The organism is Microlunatus aurantiacus (assembly GCF_039536605.1).
Taxonomy (GTDB): domain Bacteria; phylum Actinomycetota; class Actinomycetes; order Propionibacteriales; family Propionibacteriaceae; genus Microlunatus; species Microlunatus aurantiacus.
This window is the reverse complement of the sequence record NZ_BAAAYX010000009.1, coordinates 119,108-135,096: the sequence shown is the minus strand read 5'-3', so window position 1 is coordinate 135,096 and position 15,989 is coordinate 119,108. Positions and strand designations below refer to the sequence as shown.

Annotated in this window: 19 protein-coding genes; 9 read left to right on the top strand and 10 right to left on the bottom strand. The window is 70.8% G+C overall.

Going from position 1 to position 15,989, the window contains the following annotated elements; all coding sequences use genetic code 11:
- Nucleotides 1-2: 2 nt before the first annotated feature.
- The gene (locus tag ABD714_RS12205; protein WP_344812629.1) at nt 3-1,055 is read right to left on the bottom strand and encodes a LacI family DNA-binding transcriptional regulator; all 1,053 of its coding nucleotides are present in this window, start codon (nt 1,053-1,055) and stop codon (nt 3-5) included.
- Nucleotides 1,056-1,227: 172 nt separating this feature from the next.
- Here ABD714_RS12205 and ABD714_RS12200 point away from each other — a divergent pair, with 172 nt between their 5' ends.
- From ABD714_RS12200 to ABD714_RS12185, 4 genes are all read left to right on the top strand, one after another.
- Nucleotides 1,228-1,431, top strand: coding sequence for an RNA polymerase subunit sigma-70 (locus tag ABD714_RS12200; protein ID WP_344812628.1), 204 nt, complete (start codon nt 1,228-1,230; stop codon nt 1,429-1,431).
- Entirely contained in the window at nt 1,431-1,961 is a 531-nt protein-coding gene (locus tag ABD714_RS12195; RefSeq protein WP_344812627.1) for a Clp protease N-terminal domain-containing protein, read from the top strand. The genes ABD714_RS12200 and ABD714_RS12195 overlap by 1 nt, the downstream gene beginning before the upstream one ends.
- Nucleotides 1,962-2,018: 57 nt before the next feature.
- Nucleotides 2,019-3,233 carry a DUF480 domain-containing protein gene (locus tag ABD714_RS12190; RefSeq protein WP_344812626.1) on the top strand — a complete coding sequence of 405 codons (1,215 nt, stop codon included), beginning with the start codon at nt 2,019-2,021 and terminating at the stop codon, nt 3,231-3,233.
- Nucleotides 3,234-3,336: 103 nt separating this feature from the next.
- Nucleotides 3,337-3,708: a nuclear transport factor 2 family protein gene (locus ABD714_RS12185; RefSeq protein ID WP_344812625.1), complete on the top strand. Its 372-nt coding sequence runs from the start codon at nt 3,337-3,339 to the stop codon at nt 3,706-3,708.
- Nucleotides 3,709-3,726: 18 nt separating this feature from the next.
- On the opposite strand, the gene ABD714_RS12180 is transcribed toward ABD714_RS12185, so the two are convergent.
- The 5 genes from ABD714_RS12180 to ABD714_RS12160 form a co-directional block, all read right to left on the bottom strand.
- Nucleotides 3,727-4,314, bottom strand: coding sequence for a hypothetical protein (locus ABD714_RS12180; protein ID WP_344812624.1), 588 nt, complete (start codon nt 4,312-4,314; stop codon nt 3,727-3,729).
- A 194-nt stretch (nt 4,315-4,508) separates the two neighbouring features.
- Nucleotides 4,509-5,261: an ANTAR domain-containing protein gene (locus ABD714_RS12175; protein WP_344812623.1), complete on the bottom strand. Its 753-nt coding sequence runs from the start codon at nt 5,259-5,261 to the stop codon at nt 4,509-4,511.
- Nucleotides 5,262-5,367: 106 nt separating this feature from the next.
- The gene (locus ABD714_RS12170) at nt 5,368-6,042 is read right to left on the bottom strand and encodes a DUF6766 family protein (protein WP_344812622.1); all 675 of its coding nucleotides are present in this window, start codon (nt 6,040-6,042) and stop codon (nt 5,368-5,370) included.
- Nucleotides 6,043-6,125: 83 nt separating this feature from the next.
- The gene (locus ABD714_RS12165; protein ID WP_344812621.1) at nt 6,126-6,518 is read right to left on the bottom strand and encodes a hypothetical protein; all 393 of its coding nucleotides are present in this window, start codon (nt 6,516-6,518) and stop codon (nt 6,126-6,128) included.
- 140 nt (nt 6,519-6,658) lie between these two features.
- Entirely contained in the window at nt 6,659-7,360 is a 702-nt protein-coding gene (locus tag ABD714_RS12160) for a TetR/AcrR family transcriptional regulator (RefSeq protein WP_425562390.1), read from the bottom strand.
- Nucleotides 7,361-7,527: 167 nt separating this feature from the next.
- Between ABD714_RS12160 and ABD714_RS12155 the strand changes: the two genes are divergently transcribed.
- Nucleotides 7,528-7,989: a VOC family protein gene (locus ABD714_RS12155; protein ID WP_344812620.1), complete on the top strand. Its 462-nt coding sequence runs from the start codon at nt 7,528-7,530 to the stop codon at nt 7,987-7,989.
- 522 nt (nt 7,990-8,511) lie between these two features.
- Nucleotides 8,512-9,087 (top strand): dienelactone hydrolase family protein, encoded by a 576-nt coding sequence (locus tag ABD714_RS12150; RefSeq protein WP_344812619.1) that lies wholly within the window; start codon nt 8,512-8,514, stop codon nt 9,085-9,087.
- A gap of 2 nt (nt 9,088-9,089) precedes the next feature.
- On the opposite strand, the gene ABD714_RS12145 is transcribed toward ABD714_RS12150, so the two are convergent.
- Entirely contained in the window at nt 9,090-10,817 is a 1,728-nt protein-coding gene (locus ABD714_RS12145; protein WP_344812618.1) for a bifunctional phosphatase PAP2/diacylglycerol kinase family protein, read from the bottom strand.
- 217 nt (nt 10,818-11,034) lie between these two features.
- On the opposite strand from ABD714_RS12145, the gene serS reads away from it, so the two are divergent.
- Both serS and ABD714_RS12135 read left to right on the top strand, forming a co-directional pair.
- Entirely contained in the window at nt 11,035-12,306 is a 1,272-nt protein-coding gene (gene serS, locus ABD714_RS12140; protein ID WP_344812617.1) for a serine--tRNA ligase, read from the top strand.
- Nucleotides 12,303-13,115, top strand: a complete 813-nt coding sequence (locus ABD714_RS12135) for an HAD family hydrolase (RefSeq protein ID WP_344812616.1) — start codon at nt 12,303-12,305, stop codon at nt 13,113-13,115. Before serS ends, ABD714_RS12135 begins: the two co-directional genes overlap by 4 nt.
- On the opposite strand, the gene ABD714_RS12130 is transcribed toward ABD714_RS12135, so the two are convergent.
- Both ABD714_RS12130 and ABD714_RS12125 read right to left on the bottom strand, forming a co-directional pair.
- Entirely contained in the window at nt 13,090-13,989 is a 900-nt protein-coding gene (locus ABD714_RS12130; protein WP_344812615.1) for a DMT family transporter, read from the bottom strand. The genes ABD714_RS12135 and ABD714_RS12130 overlap by 26 nt on opposite strands.
- A 164-nt stretch (nt 13,990-14,153) precedes the next feature.
- Nucleotides 14,154-14,705: a TetR/AcrR family transcriptional regulator gene (locus ABD714_RS12125; protein WP_344812614.1), complete on the bottom strand. Its 552-nt coding sequence runs from the start codon at nt 14,703-14,705 to the stop codon at nt 14,154-14,156.
- A gap of 91 nt (nt 14,706-14,796) precedes the next feature.
- On the opposite strand from ABD714_RS12125, the gene ABD714_RS12120 reads away from it, so the two are divergent.
- The gene (locus tag ABD714_RS12120) at nt 14,797-15,477 is read left to right on the top strand and encodes a molybdopterin-dependent oxidoreductase (RefSeq protein ID WP_344812613.1); all 681 of its coding nucleotides are present in this window, start codon (nt 14,797-14,799) and stop codon (nt 15,475-15,477) included.
- Nucleotides 15,478-15,562: 85 nt separating this feature from the next.
- On the opposite strand, the gene ABD714_RS12115 is transcribed toward ABD714_RS12120, so the two are convergent.
- Nucleotides 15,563-15,913, bottom strand: coding sequence for a hypothetical protein (locus ABD714_RS12115; RefSeq protein ID WP_344812612.1), 351 nt, complete (start codon nt 15,911-15,913; stop codon nt 15,563-15,565).
- Between the last annotated feature and the right edge of the window lie 76 nt (nt 15,914-15,989).

The following is a 15,989-nucleotide window of genomic DNA, read 5'->3' as shown; positions in this document are numbered from 1 at the left end:
GTTCAGCTGCGGGGCGACGGGGGGCCGACAGGGTCCCCGAACGGGGGGCCGCCGGACGGGGGGCCGACGGTGCCGCCGACGGTGAGGGCGTGGGCGACCGGGGCGGCGGCCGGGAGCGGCTCCCCCCGGACCAGCTGCTCGGCGGCCTGCATGGCGCGGTAGCCCATGGCCCGCAGGGGCTGGGCGACCGAGACCAGGGGTGGCCGGGTCATCCGGGCCAACGGGATGGCGTCGAAACCGATGACCGAGAGGTCCTCGGGAACCCGCCGGCCCTGCTCGTCGGCCACGGTCATGGCGGCCACGGCCATCTCGTCGCTGGCCGCGAACACCGCGGTCAGGTCGGGCCGGCGCTCCAGCAGCCGGCGCATGGCGACCAGCCCGCTGTCGTACCCGAAGTCGCCGTGCTCGACGGGCCGGTCGTCCGGCGCGATCCCGGCGGTGTCGCAGGCAGCCACGAATCCTCGTACGCGGGGGATGCCGGCCACCGGATCGTCGGCGCCGCCGGCGATCATCCCGATCCGTCGGTGCCCGGCCGTGACCAACGCCGTGGTGGCATCGGCGGCCGCCTGCTGCCCGTCGATGGCGACCACCGGCACGCCTGGGTCCGGGGTGCTGCCGGCCACGACCACGTACGGCAGCGCGAGGGCCCGCAGCAGCTCGTGCTGCGTCTGGGTGAGAGCCGTCGACATCACCACGGCGGCGTCGACCTGGCGACTGGCCAGCAGCCGGGCGTAGTGCTCCAGGCGGGACGAACCGGCCCCGGTCGAGCAGACGATGACGGAGTAGCCCAGCTCGTACGCCGCGTCCTCGACCCCGTCGAGCACCTGGCCCGCGAAGGAGTCCGACACCATCGGCTGCAACAGCCCGACCGTCATGCTGCGCTGGGTGATGAGCATCCGGGCGAGCGCGTTGGGGGCGTAGCCGAGCCGCTCGGCCGCCTCCCGCACCGTCCGGGCCGTCGCGCTGGCGCCGCCCCGGTCGTTCAGCACCCGGGAGACGGTCGCGATGGAGACGCCGGCCGCTTCGGCGACGTCCTTGATCGTGGCGCGTGACATGCGGCCCCTGCCGGTTCGGTGACGGAGTGAAAACCTTTACGGTCCACTGCTGGAAACTCTAGCGGTCATCAGGGCGGTCGTCTAGTAAAGGTTTACAGACGCCCAGGTCGAACGCTGATCCGTGCGTCAACCGCAGTTGACAAACCGGCGATCGTCAACCTAGATTGACGACATGTCCGATGTCCTGCTGACCGCCGCCGGTGAGGATCCCCGCCACGGTCTCCGCGCCGTCTGTGCCGTCCGCGAGCTCGCCGACCGCCTGGAGCACCTTCAGGTCGAGCGGGCCCGGGGTCTGGGGTGGTCCTGGCAGGAGATCGCCGACGCGCTCGGAGTGACCAAGCAGGCAGTCCACAAGAAGTACGGCAGGAGGATCTGATGTTCGAGAAGTTCACCGCCGAGGCCCGGGAGGCCGTGGTGGCCGCCCAGGAGGAGGCCCGCTCCACGGGAGCCCACGCGATCGACTCACGGCACGTGCTGCTGGCCCTGGTCGCCGGGGACCGGATCGCCGCCCGGACCCTCGACCAGGTGGGGGTCGACCCGGCGGCGTTCGCCGCGTCGCTCCGGGCCGAGCTGTGCGGTCTGGACACGGAGTCCCTCGCTTCGATCGGCATCGACCTCGACGCCGTACGGGAGCGGGCCGACGCCGTCTTCGGGGCCGGGGCGCTGGACCGCGGGCAGAGGTCGCCCCGGAAGGGCCACCTTCCGTTCGCCGCCGACGGGAAGCAGGCGATGGAGCAGGCGCTGCGGGAAGCGGTCCGGCTGCGGTCGCGCCGGATCGACGGGCGGATGCTGCTGCTGGGTCTGCTCCGGCCGGGGCTGCCGGCCGAGAGCGCCCTCGCCAGCGTGCTGACCGAGGCGGGCAGTGACCCGTCGACGCTCCGGCAGGCCCTCGAAGCCGCTGCCTGACCGACGGCCCGCGGGATTCTCTCGTCGCCGGCGAGCGCGGCATGACAGGCTGCACCCGTGCCCGATCTCCCCGTGCTGGATCCGGTCGAACAACGCGTGCTGGGCGCCCTGTTGGAGAAGCAGCGCACGGTGCCCGACTCCTATCCGCTGTCGCTGAACGGTCTGCGGACGGCCTGCAACCAGTCGACCAGTCGTGACCCCGTGGTGACGTACGACGAGGCCACCCTGGTGGACACGCTCAACCGGCTGCGGGACCGCGAGCTGGTCCGCTTCGTCAAGCCGACGGGACTGCGGGTGGTGAAGTACCACCAGCGGCTGGAGGAGCAGCTCGGTCTGGACGCGTCGGCGGTCGCGCTGCTGGCCACCTTGCTGCTTCGCGGACCCCAGACTCCTGGCGAGCTGCGGCCCCGGACCGACCGGTTGCACGCCTTCGCCGACAAGGAGGCGGTCGAGGAGCGGCTGCGCGGTTTGGCGGCGGAGGACCCGCCGCTGGTCCGCGAGCTGGAGCGCCAGGCCGGCCGGCACGACAGCCGGTGGGTCCACCTGCTCGGGGCCGAGTTGCCGCCCGAGGCCATGACCCCGGTGGCGGCCGTGGACCGCGAGCAGGTGCTGAGCTCCGGCGGGCTGGCGCGGGACCGCAAGGTCACGGCCGAGTACGACCAGCTCGCGGAGGCGTACGCGATCGCCCTCGGCGACGAGCTCGCCGACAAGCCGTTTGACCGCTGGTTCCTGGAGGAGCTGGCCAACTCCGCCCCTGGTCAAGGACTGGATGTCGGTTGCGGGCCGGGTCAGGTGGCCGGACTGCTGGCCGGGCTCGACATGGAGATGACGGGCCTCGACCTGTCCCCGGTGATGTTGGAGCAGGCACGCGAGCTCCACCCGGACGTGACCTTCGTCCAGGGCACCTTCGCCGTGCCGCCGATGCCGCGGGGCAGCGACCCGCGCGAGCCCGGCTGGGGTCTCGTCACGGCCTGGTACGCCCTGGTCCACCTCGCCCAGTCCGAGATCGCCCCGGCGGTCGCGGCCCTGGCCAAGGTCCTGTGCCGGGGCGGCCACCTGGCCATCGCCACCCACGTCGGGGACGAGGTGCAGCACCCGGGTGAGCTCTTCGGCGAGCCGACCGAGCTGGACTTCGTGCTGCACGACCCCGAGGTGGTCATCGCCGCCGCCGAGGCCGCCGGACTGGTCGACATCGAGTGGTACGTCCGCAGTCCGCTCCCCGACGAGGCCCCGACCCGGAGGCTCTACCTGCAGGGCCGCAAACCGGGCTGAGGGTGGTGACCACCTGCGGCTCGACGATGTCGACGACACATCGACGTAAGCGGACCGCCCAGAGCGCCTATCGGGGCCACGGGGTGTTCGCAAGACTCATGACATGAGCGCCGAAGACGAGGTCATGGCTGCCGCAACCAGAAGAGCCGAGGCACTCGAGCGCGGTGACCGGGATGCACTGGAATCACTGCTTCACCCGCAGTTCAGGTGGACATCCCACCGGGGCGAAACGTTCGAGCGCGAGAGCTATGTGGACGCGAACACCAGCGGCCGCACCGCGTGGCACAGTCAGCGACTCGGCGATGCCGACATCCAGGTCGTCGGCGATGTCGCCATCTTGTGCTGCACAGTGACCGATGACGTCACCACCGGTGCTGGTCGAGCAACCTTCAGAATGCCCATGACCACCCTGTGGATCCGAGATGCGGGCGGCTGGCGATGTCTTGCTGGCCATGCAGGACCACGACTCAGCTGAGGACCGACAGGTGGTCACTCACGGGATTCGCGTCAGCGCCACGATTCCGGCCAACGTCGCCGCCACGACGCCGTCGACGGCGAGGGGCACCATGCCGATCCAGTACGCGGGGATCGGATTCAGCCGGTAGAAGAGGAGGTAACAGGCCAGCCCGACCAACGTCGCGATCGCTGTGGCGGCGATCCAGGCGGACGCCGCCGGTGCCCTCAGCGCCCCCGCCGTCCACAAGGTGATGCCGGCAGCGAGTTGCATGGTGGACCAGACGATGATCAGCGGGAGTTCGGTGGTCACGGGCCGGTGGGCGATGCTGGAGGTGACGTGAAGCAGCAGGGCACCGACCAGCATTCCGCCGACGATCGTTGCCCCCAGCGCCAGCAATGACGCCTTCGGCAGAAGGGCCGCGATGCCGACCGCCAGCAGAACCAGACCGCCGAGGCCGCCGAGCACCGCCCCCGCCAGGAAGAGTCCACCGCCGGGTGGAGCCCGTACCGACGGTCTGTACGTGATCGTCCACCAGACGAGGTAGCTCAGACTGCAGACGACGAGCAGGACCTCACCGATCACGACCAGCAGCGGGCCACCCTCCAGCGCCTGCCACCTGTCCACCGTTTCACCCTAGTCTCACTCAGCCCACGCAAGCGGTCGGCTTCGGTGAGCGTCCTCGCAGCTCGGTGAACCGCGACAGGAAGCGGGCGGCGCACTCCGTCGCTGTACTTGCCCTGGTGGTCATCGACCAGTCGTACCGCTCTGGCTTCAGCTCCTCATCGATCTCCATCGGCGTGCTGGTTGTCCTCCTGTACTCAAACAGGAGCGGGATCAACCCTTGGGCGTGTCGGCTGGCTGGGCTCATGCTCGTACGGCTGCTGGAGGAGGGCGTCGACTTGGGCCCTGGCTGTTTCGAGGTGGAGCGTGGTCACGTGGCCGACCAGGTGGTCGGCGAGATCGTGAACCTTCGTGTTGGTGTTCTGGCTGTGGCGGCGCAGCAGCTCGAACGCGCAGTCGGCGTCGACTCGGTGGGTCACCATGATAATGCCCTTGGCCTGCTCGATGGCCGCCCGATGCTCCGCGGACTGGTTGACGGCATGGTTTGCCGCTGCCCGGCTTGCGCTCAGTCGAAGGCTGGTGAGATCAAGGACTTGACCGACCAGCCACGGGCCGGTGGTAGCGGCGACATGGTTCTTGCGCAGCAGGGCACACATCGGCTGCCCGTCCGGCTGGTCGTCGCTGACCTCCGCGGTGATCAGCACAGAGCGCACGCCGCCGCCGGCGGCGTGGAGACGACACGACACCATGACCTGGTCGCCGTGTTCGACGGCGGCCTGGAACGCGTCGGCAGCCAACTCGCGATCGTCGTCGGCGACCTGCTGCAGCAAGGATCGCAGCGACACCGAAGGCTTGAGTCCGGGGTGGCCCAGGATCGCATCCAGGTGCTCGTCCCACACCCACTGGTCGGCGTGGGGCCGGCCGACGAACTGGCCGACGCTGTAGTCGAGTCGACCGCTGAACCTGGCTACCAGCTCCTCATCCGCTGGGAGAGCCCCCCCGCTGCCCATGGCCAAATTGTGCCCGAAGGGCTGGCGTAGGCCGCTGGCGGTTGGGCGCCGGCCGCGGTGAAAGGCGCCGCGGCTGTCGCCCGCGGGCCGCCTGGTTGAGGGTTTGTCAGCCTTCCTGACCGGTGCTGGTGTGGGGGCTGCCGACCGGTTTGGACTCCGGCGATCCCCGCTGCCGTAGGTAGACGGCGAAGACCGCCATCGCGGCGACGGCCAAGAACTCCGACTGCCAGTTCTGCAGGGTTCGGCTCCAGAAGTCCGCCGATGTCACGTAGTTGCCCCAGCTGAGCGGATCTTGGTACCGGGTGAGCTGCTGGCCGTTGTAGGCGGCACGGCCCGCGATCGACTGGGCCAGCCACGACACCGCGAAGATCGTGGCCATCACCAGCGTCAACGACCGGGAGTACAGCCCGAGCCGCCAACCGCTGCTCCTGGCCCATCGCGGCGAGTCGGCTTGTGCGTACCGGCCGACCTTCTGGTCCTCATCGGACTGCAGCCCCACCTCCTCCGGCTTCTTCGACTCACTCGACCCCACCTGCACCAGGTAGACGGTGGCCAAGATGTACAAGGTGAACTGCAGGAACTCCGACTGCCAGTTCTCTGCCACATCGACCGCGAAGTCCGAGCTCAGCAGATAGTGCCCGTACGACACCGGCTCCTGGCCTGCGGCGAGCTGCTGGTCGTTGAACTCAGCCATCCCGACCAGCGACTGACCTGCCAGGGCCAGCAGCAGGATGGTCGAAAAGAACACGGTGAGCCCGTTCTCCCGGACGAACCGCCTCATCGTTGCAGCACCCCGATCGTGATCATGTACACCAGCCCGACCACGATGAACACCACGAGGCCCACGAACATGATCCGCACCGCTCAGCCCTTCACGGCACAGGCATACGGCAGCTTCTCGCTGCGGAAGGTGCAGCCGGCAGCGGTCACTTTCCAGCCGCTGCCGAACTCGGCCAGGAACAGCACTCCGGATCCGAGTCGGCCCTGCGCGTTGCCGCCCCACACCGCCACTTCAGCGACGCTGCCGGTGGGCAGCTCCAGCCGAGTCAGCGCCTCGGCGCACCGGGTCACACTGGCCGACTCCAGGTTCTCCCGCGCCGCCTCCGACAACAGCTCACAGGCAGCTGTGGAATCCCCGCGGTCCACCGCACCCTGGAAGGCCGCCGCTGCGGCCCTGGCCTGCGGCTCCGCCGCCGGCGTACACCCAGCGACCCACACCATCGTGGCCACTGCCACACCCACGACGACTCGTTGCATCACCCAGTTGTATCGACGTGACACGGCCCTGCGCCAGGGTTCACCATCGATCCCCAGACCACCGCTGGCCGGGGCCGGGATTCGGTGCCGGGTTGTGGTCACGTCGAGGATCCGGCGCTCAGGAGATCGGGTATCCGGAGTCAGGTGCTCACTCGTTCGGTGGGTGTGGCTGCAGCGAACGCCTGCCGGAGCTGACTGGAGAGCCAGGTGCGGTAGGCCATCTCGTCTTGTTCGAGCTCGACCCGGACGAGGTGCCAGGTTTCGGGGCCGAGCAGCACATACAACGTGGTGGTGGCCCAGCCCACATCCAAACCCGGCGGCAACAGACCCGCTTCGTGAAAACTCTGGGCCATTCGTGTCATGTCGGCCAAGTGCCCCCGCTTCCCGGCGGCCCACAGGCTTGCGACGTCGGGATCGACGGCGGCGGCGCCCCGGGCGACAGCGAAGACGGGACCGCTGCGTCGGTGCAGGTCGCAGGTGAGGACGACCAGCTGGTTGAGCTTCCGGTCGAGGTCGGTTTCGGCGACGGCCGCCAGAAACCATGATCGGGCTGCCGCGGGAACGGTGCTGTCGTCGCCGACGATCGCGGTTTCCACCACTTCCTTCAGCACCGCTGACTTGGTGGCGAACTGCAGGTACACGGTCTTCTCGGCCACCCCTGCAGCCCTGGCTATCGCCCGGATCGAGGTGGCCGCATAACCATCTGCCAAGAACAGCGTCCCGGCTGCCGCGCAGATCCGGGCTCTGGTCTCCCGCGCGGCTGCCAGCCTTCGAGGCGACCGGTACTCACGCTTGGGATCCGGCCCGTCGGTGTCCGGCTCGACGGTCCCGCACTCGTTCACCGCTCGTCCGTTCGATGTGGCCCTGACGTTGCTGTCCCGCCTGCGGTCACTGCTGTCTCGCCTGCGGCGTTCGACACCAACTACCTCCTCGACTCTATTGACGCCAGCATCACTGTAGTGATTTCATATGACTACAGTGATACTGTAGTCGAGTTGAGGAGCGAGTCATGAACGAACTGCCGGAACTGCAGGTCATGTCGGTGAAGATCCCGGTGTCGGATCTGGCGGCGAGCCGACGCTGGTACGCCGAGGTGTTCGGCCTCACCGAGGTGATGGAGTGGCCCGACGCCGACGGTGTGGTCCGTGGCGTCGCGCTGTCCGGCTTGGGGACTGTGCTGCTGGCGTTGCGTGAGCACGGCGTTGCGGCGGCGGCAACCCACGGCTTCGGCTTCCTCAACGTCCGGGTCCCCGCAGAGGAGGACCTCGCCGGCTGCGGGACGCACCTGGATCGGTTGCAGATCCGACACACCGAGGTGATCAGTGGGGCCAGCGGTCGCCTGGTTGGCTTCCACGACCTCGACGGGCACGAGCTTTCGTTCTACGCCCAAACCACCACCGACGGTGTTCGTGACGACGCCGTCCGCCACGTCCAGATGGCCGGGCAGCACCAGAGCACGCCAACGCCATGACCACCAGCGCTCTGCCATGGCTTCACGGCCACCGCCGGCAGCTCGCGCTTGGGCCGAAGGAGGTCCGCGTCGTTCCGCCGGGCCCCCTGCGGCTACGAGTTCGCCTCCCCCACCTCGCGCTGGCTTTCGTCCTCGTTGTCGTTCTCGTCGCTCTGCTCCTGACGGTCGCCATGGTCGCCACGGCATCCCGGGCACCCTCGACCGACGACTCCCACCCGACCGCGTCAGCCCAGGCCGCGCCGAGGCCACCCTCGTTCGACTGAGTCACCCCGACCAGGCTCCGGGCCGTCCCCCTGCTCCGTCCCACCCTCCAGCCGGCGCGGGGCCCGTAACGGGAACGGTGTTTCCGGCGGTCTTCATCAGCAGGTTCCTGCTGCCGGCCAGTGGTCGGCGAACGGGTTCCGCGCTGGTGTCCACCTTGTGGTCCATCGGGTGTGCTCTTCCCGGTCGGGTACAGCGACCGGGTCCCCAGTCAGGCACGTCAGCGCTGCGTTGTCAGTCGGGCGACGTACCGTGCCGGTCATGGCTGAGATCGTCGTCTTCCACCACATCCTCGGACTGACTCCCGGGGTCGAAGCCCTTGCCGACGACCTGCGGGCCGCCGGGCACACGGTGCACACCCCGGACTTGTACGGGGGGCGCCGGTTCGACTCCATCCAGGACGGCGCTGCTTTCTCCAGCGGCCCGGACAAGCCCGATCTGGACGCCCTGGCCGACGCGGCGGTGGCCGAGCTGCCCGCCGGCGTGGTCTACCTGGGCATCTCGTCGGGGGTGATGCAGGCCCAGCGACTGGCTCAGACGCGAGCCGGTGCGGCCGGCGCGATCCTGCTGGAGGCGTGTGTGCCCATCACCGGGGACTGGGCGTTCGGCCCCTGGCCCGAGGGTGTCCCGGTGCAGATCCACGGCAAGGACGCCGACGAGTTCTTCGCGGGCGAGGGTGACGTGGACGCCGCCCGGGGCATCGTCGACGCTGTCCCGGGTGCTGAGCTGTTCCTCTACCCCGGCGACCAGCACCTGTTCGAGGACCGGTCGCTGCCGTCGTACGACGCGGAGGCGACCGCACTCCTGACGTCCCGGGTGCTGGAGTTCCTCGGCTGAGCTCAGCGACCGGCCGGGACCGGCGCGGCGCGGCCACTGACCGCCTCGTCGGCTGATCCCACAGCCTCCGACTCGTACGCGCTCGGGTCGTCCGTCAGATCCGTGGAGTCGGCGGCCGCGGTCAGACTGCGCGGCTGGACCGGGGGCACCCGTACGGTCAGGGCGCCGGGGACGATCTCGGCGACCAGGGTGGCGCACTCACCGGCGGTGTCGCCGTCCAGCTGGTACTGGTCGCGCGGTTCCACGGTGATCTCGACCCGCCGCCCGGTGAGCCGGTCCAGCTGGTCGTCACCGCGCTTCTGCCGGGTGACCACCTGGGTGACCAACCGGACCCAGTCCCGGACCGAACGGGGGGAGGCGACCAGCACGTCGAGCAGACCGTCGTCGGGCTGGGCGTCGGGGATGAGCAGGATGCCGCTCGGCAGCAACCCGACGTTGCCGATCACGATCACCGAGGCCCGCCGTCTCAGGACGGGCCGGTCGTCGACCCGGATGGTGGTGTGCAGGGCCGGGTGGTTGGCGTTCTTGGCCGCGGACACGAAGTAGGCGGCCGAGCCGACCGTCTTCTTCAGGTCCGGGTTGGTGTCCTGCATGATCACCGCGTCGATGCCGACCCCGGCCATCACCGCGAAGTGGTCCTCCGGGCCCCCGTCAGCGGTCACCCGGACCAGGTCGATCGGCTTGTCCACCCCGTCGAAGGCGACCCGGAGAGCGGCCGCCTCGTCCCGGGGGATGCCGAGGTTGCGGGCCAGCAGGTTGGAGGTGCCGGCCGGGACCATGCCGAAGGGGATGCCGGTGCCGGCCAGGCCGGAGCAGATCACCCGGACGGTGCCGTCACCGCCGGCGCCCACCACCAGGTCCACGCCCTCAGCCACTGCCTGGGCCGTCTGTGCTCGGCCCGGGTCGTCGACAGTGGTCTCCAGCCAGAGCGGTCGGGCCCAGCCGCGGGTCCTGAGCTCGTACTCGACGTGTCGACGGAACAGCGCCCAGTCGGTGACCTTGGCCGGGTTGTAGATCACGGCGCAGCGTTTCTGGTCGGTGACCGGGGTGGGGTGGGCCGCCTCGCGGCGCTCACGGACGATCTCGACCACCGCCGTGTGCGGGATGGGCACCGACACCCCGCAGACGACGAGGGCGAAGGTGGCGGAGAACGCCCCGAGCAGCGCCCCGCCGACGATGTCGGCGATGTGGTGGGCGCCCAGGAACCACCTGTCGAAGGCGACGGCGAGGATCAGGGCCGTCGCTCCGATGGTCCAGAGCAGCCGAGCCCGCGGGCTGCTCCGGCTGACCCGGAAGGCGGCCCCGACCACGATGCAGGACGAGACGATGCCGACCATGTGACCGGACGGGTAGGCGTAGCCCCACGCCGTCATCACGTCCAGGTGCTCCGGCGGCCGGGGCCGGGCCACGAACCACTTGATCAGGCTGCCCGCCGCCCACCCGAGCGCGACGGTCAGCAGCAGCGCGTACGTCAGCGCCCGCAGCCGCCGCCGGTACGCCCAGACGGCCAGACCGACCAGGGCGAGGTACTGCAACCCGGGCCAGGCGAGCAGCGCGAACGCGGCCGCGATCTGCGCCTGGTTGGACATCGGGTCCAGTGGGGGAGCGACCAACCGGTAGTCGAGGGCGAGCATGGCCGGCCAGGAGAAGAGCAGCACCGACCAGCCGACGAAGGCCACCAGCAGCGAGGCGGTGATGAGCACGGAGGTGCGGCTGCGACGCGCGCTCACGAGCCGGACCTCGCGGTGCCCGACCGAGCGACCCCGGGCCGTCCGGGTCGCGCAGCGTGGTGGGCGCACAGGGTCATGCAGGTGATCTTCGCACCGGCCGCCCGCAGATCCCGTACGCCGGGATCGCGATGCTCGTCACAACCCTGGGGTGGGGCGGGCACGGGTGCGGGCCGGGCACGCGGACGGGGCGGGGCGCCGACCTCGCTAGGCTGGCGACGTGATCGATGTGAAGGTGCTGCGCACCGACCCGGACCGGGTCAAGGCGTCGCAGCGCGCCCGCGGTGAGTCCGAGACGATCGTCGACGAGGCCCTGGCGGCCGACGCGGCCCGGCGCTCGTCCATCGCCGCGTACGAGGAGCTGCGGGCCGAGCAGAAGGAGCTGGGCAAGCAGGTCCCGAAGGCGTCGCCGGAGGAGCGGGCCGGGCTGCTGGCCCGGACCAAGGACCTGGCCGAGCAGGTGAAGAGGGCCGTGGCCGCCGAGAAGGAGGCGTCCGCCGCGTTCGACGAGCTGCTCAAGGCCGTGCCGAACCTGATCATCGAAGGTGTCCCCGTCGGCGGCGAGGACGACTACGTCGTGCTCGAGGAGCGGGGCACCAAGCGCGACTTCGCGGCCGAGGGCTTCACCCCCCGCGACCACGTCGAGCTCGGCCAGCTGCTGGAGGCGATCGACATCGAGCGCGGGGCCAAGGTGTCCGGCTCGCGGTTCTACTTCCTCACCGGGCAGGGCGCGGAGCTCGAGCTGGCGCTGCTCAACCTGGCGGTGAGCACGGCCACCGCCAAGGGGCTGACCCTGATGATCCCGCCGTCGCTGGTCAAGCCGTCGGCGATGGAGGGCACCGGCTTCCTCGGTCAAGCCGCGCAGGACGTCTACCACCTGGCCGACGACGACCTCTACCTGGTCGGCACCGCCGAGGTGCCGCTCGCGGCCTACCACGGCGACGAGATCCTGGCCCCGGAGTCGCTGCCCCGCCGCTACGTCGGCTACAGCCCGAGCTTCCGGCGGGAGGCGGGGTCGCACGGCAAGGACACCCGCGGCATCTTCCGGGTGCACTGGTTCGACAAGGTCGAGATGTTCGTCTACTGCGCCCCGGAGGACGCCGAGGCCGAGCACCAGCAGCTGCTGGAGTGGGAGAAGGAGTTCATCGACGCCCTCGAGCTGCCCTACCGGGTGATCGACGTGGCGGCCGGCGACCTCGGCCTGAGCGCGGCCCGCAAGTACGACTGCGAGGCCTGGCTGCCGACCCAGGAGCGCTACCGCGAGATCACCTCGACCTCCAACTGCACCGAGTTCCAGGCCCGACGGCTGAACATCCGGGGCCGCTACGCGAGCGGCGTCGGTCCGGTCGCCACGTTGAACGGGACGCTGTGCGCGATGCCGCGGATGATCGTCATGCTGCTGGAGAACCACCAGCAGGCCGACGGGTCGGTCCGGCTGCCCGCCGCTCTGCAGCCGTTCCTCGGCGGACGCACCCAGCTGTCGCCGTTGTGAGCGCCCCCCAGCCCGCCAGTCCCAGCAGCGGGTGGCGGCCCCGGGTCGTCGCCCTCGACGTCGACGGCACCATCCTCGACCATGACGGCTCGCTGCCGGCCGAGGTCCGTGCCGCCGTCCGCGCGGTCGCCGACGCCGACGTGCCGGTCGTGCTGTCCACCGGCCGCTCCTGGCACAGCACCCTGCCCGTGATCGAGCAGCTCGGGCTCACCTCCGGCCCCGCGGTCTGCTCCAACGGCGCGGTCGTGGTCGACTTCCCGCCGGAGCGGATCGTCCGGGCCGTCACCTTCGATCCGCGGACGGTGATCGAGAAGGTCACCGCGTACTCCCCGGAGACGCTGATCGCGGTCGAGGAGATCGGCCGCGGCTACCGGTTGAGCGGCCACTTCCCGGAGGGGGACCTGTCCGGCGCGATGGCGATCGAGGACGTCGAGGAGCTCAGCTCGCGCCCGGTCACCCGGATCATCCTGCGCGACCCGGCCCGCTCCGACCGCGACTTCGTCGCCCTGGCCGAGCAGCTCGGCCTGCACGGCGTGCAGTACTACGTGGGTTACAGCGCCTGGTTGGACATCGCGCCGGAGGGCGTGACCAAGGCGGCCGGCCTCGACGAGGTCGTCCTCGGTCTCGGGGTGACGGCGGGCGACGTGCTGGCCGTCGGCGACGGTCGCAACGACGCCGAGATGCTGGCCTGGGCCGGCCGTGGCGTGGCCATGGGTCAGGCGCCGCCGGAGGTGCAGCAGGTCGCCGACGCGGTGACCGGCTCGTTCGACGACCTGGGTCTGGTCACCGAGCTGCGCCGCTGGTTCTGAGCCCGGACCGGCCGGGGCCGTCTTCCGGTTCGGTGCCGGGGTCGTCCGCGGCCCGGGTGGCCAGCCGGGTGACCCCCAGCACCATCACGGCCAGCCCGGCGACCTCGAAGACCACCGTGGCGGGGGAGGCGAACAGCTGCTCGCTGAAGACGACGAGCCCGAAGCTCAGCGAGACCAGCAGCTGGGCGATGTTGAGCACGGGAGCGGTGACCGACAGCCGCGTCGACTGGTAGGCCCGCTGGTTCAGCAGGATGGCGGCGGCGCCGACACCGATCAGCACCCAGGTCGACCACTCCGCGACCACGGCCCACCCGCCCTGGGACGCCTGGACGGTGGTCACCTTGACCAGGCCGGCCACCAGCCCGAAGCAGGTGCCCGCCGCGGTCGCCAGCAGGACGCCACGGCGCAGCTGGTCGGCACTGCGCCGACCGGCCAGACCCAGGGCCGCCACCACGACGAGCCCGACACCGACCATGATCACGGCCCGATCGTCCTGCGGAGGTTGGGGGTCCAGGGGCCGCAGCATGCCGATGAAGAGCGCGAGCCCGGCCCAGGTGACGCCGGCCCAGCCGATCTCCCCCCGCGACGGCAGCCGGCGGTCGATCGCGGAGCGGGCGAAGACGGCGAAGACGATGCCGCTCAGGATGATCGGCTGCACCACCGTGAGGTCCCCGCGGCTCAACGCGAGGGCGTGCAGGCCGAAGGCGGTGGCACAGAGCAGGGCACCGATCACCCAGCCGGGTCGGCGGAGCAGGGTCGCCACCATCGCGCGCTTGGAGTCCGTCGGCGCCGAGCCGGCCGAGCGGTGTTGTAGCGAGCTGCCCACCGCGAACAGCGCGGCCGACGCCAGGGCGATCAGCACCACCACGTACACCTGTCGGCCTCCGTCCGCCGTGCCACCACGGCCCTGCTGCTTCCCGTTCCGGTCGCGGGAGGGCGCCGGTGGAGTATCTCCTACCCCTCCAAGACGTTGTCGGTCACGCGGATGTCATGTGCGTCCGAGCGCCCGTGCCCGGGGGCCGGCCGCCCGCGCAGCCCTCAGCGCAGGAGATGCCGGACGGCGGCCGCGGCCACCGCCGGTCGGGTACGCCGACCGTGCGTGGCGCTCACCAGTGACTCCCCGACGAACAGCGTGAGCACCAGCAGACAACGGCCCTCCACGTCGGCGGGGTCATCGCAGAACTCGGCGAACAGCGGCCGCAGGTACGCCAGCCGGCGGTCGTCGACCCGGCGGACGCGTGCGGCGACCGCGGCGTTGCGGCGGGCCCAGTCGCGGACGGAGAGCTCGAGGGCCAGCAGGTCCTCGCCGGCGTTGGCCGCGGAGAACAGGCGCCGGAGCCGGGTCCGACCGTCGCCACCACCGCGGTCGGAGGACTCGATGGCGCGGTCGACCAGGGTCTCCTCCCAGGTGTCGAGCATGGCGTCCAGCAGCGTCTGGCGGTCGCGGAAGTGGTGGTAGAAGCCCCCCTTGGTCACCTGCAGGGCCGCGGCGACGGTCTCGACCCGGACGGCGTCCGGACCACCCGCCGCCAGCGCTCGCAGGCCCGCCTCGATCCAGGCGGCCTTGGTGGTGCGGAGATGGGCCGGCACGACCGCTCCTTTGCTGACAGCTCATCCCGTTGACCCGGGCCGATCCGTACTTTACCGTATGCATACGGCAGCGTACGGAAGGAGGCGACCGATGGTGCTCCCACCGGGTCAGCGCGCGGTGCAGGGTCTTCCCCGATTCGGGGTCGAGCTGGAGAGTGCGCCGCCGGTGCCACCCACCGACCTGGAGATCGAGATCAGCGGGCAGCTCGCCCGTCGGGTCTCCCTGCGACCCGACGACCTCGCGACCCTGCCCCGCCGGCGGTCAGAGTCCGCCCTCCACTGCGTGGCGGGGTGGTCCGCCGTGGGACTGGTCTGGGAGGGCGTGCCGTTCGCCGAGGTCTACCGGCTGCTGATCGAACCGGCCCTCGCCGACCGTGCCCGTGTCGGCTACCTCGTCTTCGTCGGTCTGGACGGCTACCGCTCGATCGTCACCGTCGAGGACGCCCTGGCCGATGGTGTGCTGATCGCCGATCGGCTCGACGGCCGGCCGCTGACCGCCGAGCACGGGGCCCCGGCGCGGCTGGTCAGCCCCGACCAGTACGGCTTCGTGAGCACCAAGTACCTGTGCCGCATCGAGCTGCACCCGTCCGAGCCGGTCAACCTGTACCACTCCCGGAAGAGCATCCAGCGCGCCCTGCGCACGGTCCGTCCGCATCGGCGGGCGCGGGTGTGGCGCGAGGAGCGCCACCGCTACGTGCCCTCCTGGCTCATCCGCCGGGTCTATCGCCGGTTGGTTCCGCTGCCCGCGCCGCCGGCGGGGGAGGCTGCATAGTCCGGGCCGTCGGTCGGGGCGACGTAGCCCTCCGGTCGTGCCAGAAGCCCACCGGCCGCCCGGGTCCGCGGAGGCGACCGCCCCGTCAGCCCGAGGTGGCGTCGAGGTGCTGCAGCAGGTCGTGCGCGGCGAGCTCGACGGCCTTGTGCCGCCACTCGGAGGCCCGGTAGACGCAGGCGATCAGGCCGCTGCGGTGCACCCGCCGGAAGTCGCCCACCACGAAGGCGTAGCGGGCCTTGGTCTCCTCGCCGGCGCCCTCGGTGAGTCCGAGGTGCCAGCGTCCGTACGCCGCCCAGTCGTGGCGGTCGAGGTAGGCGTTCTGGGTCTCCGCATCGGGCTGCACCTCGCCCCACTCGCTGCGCAGCACGTACTGGCGCTTGTCGATCAGGGTGCGGACGTACGCCACCGCTTCGTCGTTCACCGCGTACCGGGCCATGGTCCTCAGTGTGGCGCAGGGAGACCGCCACGACTCGCCGGGCGCCGGTCGTGCCGGTCGTGCCGGTCGTGCCGGT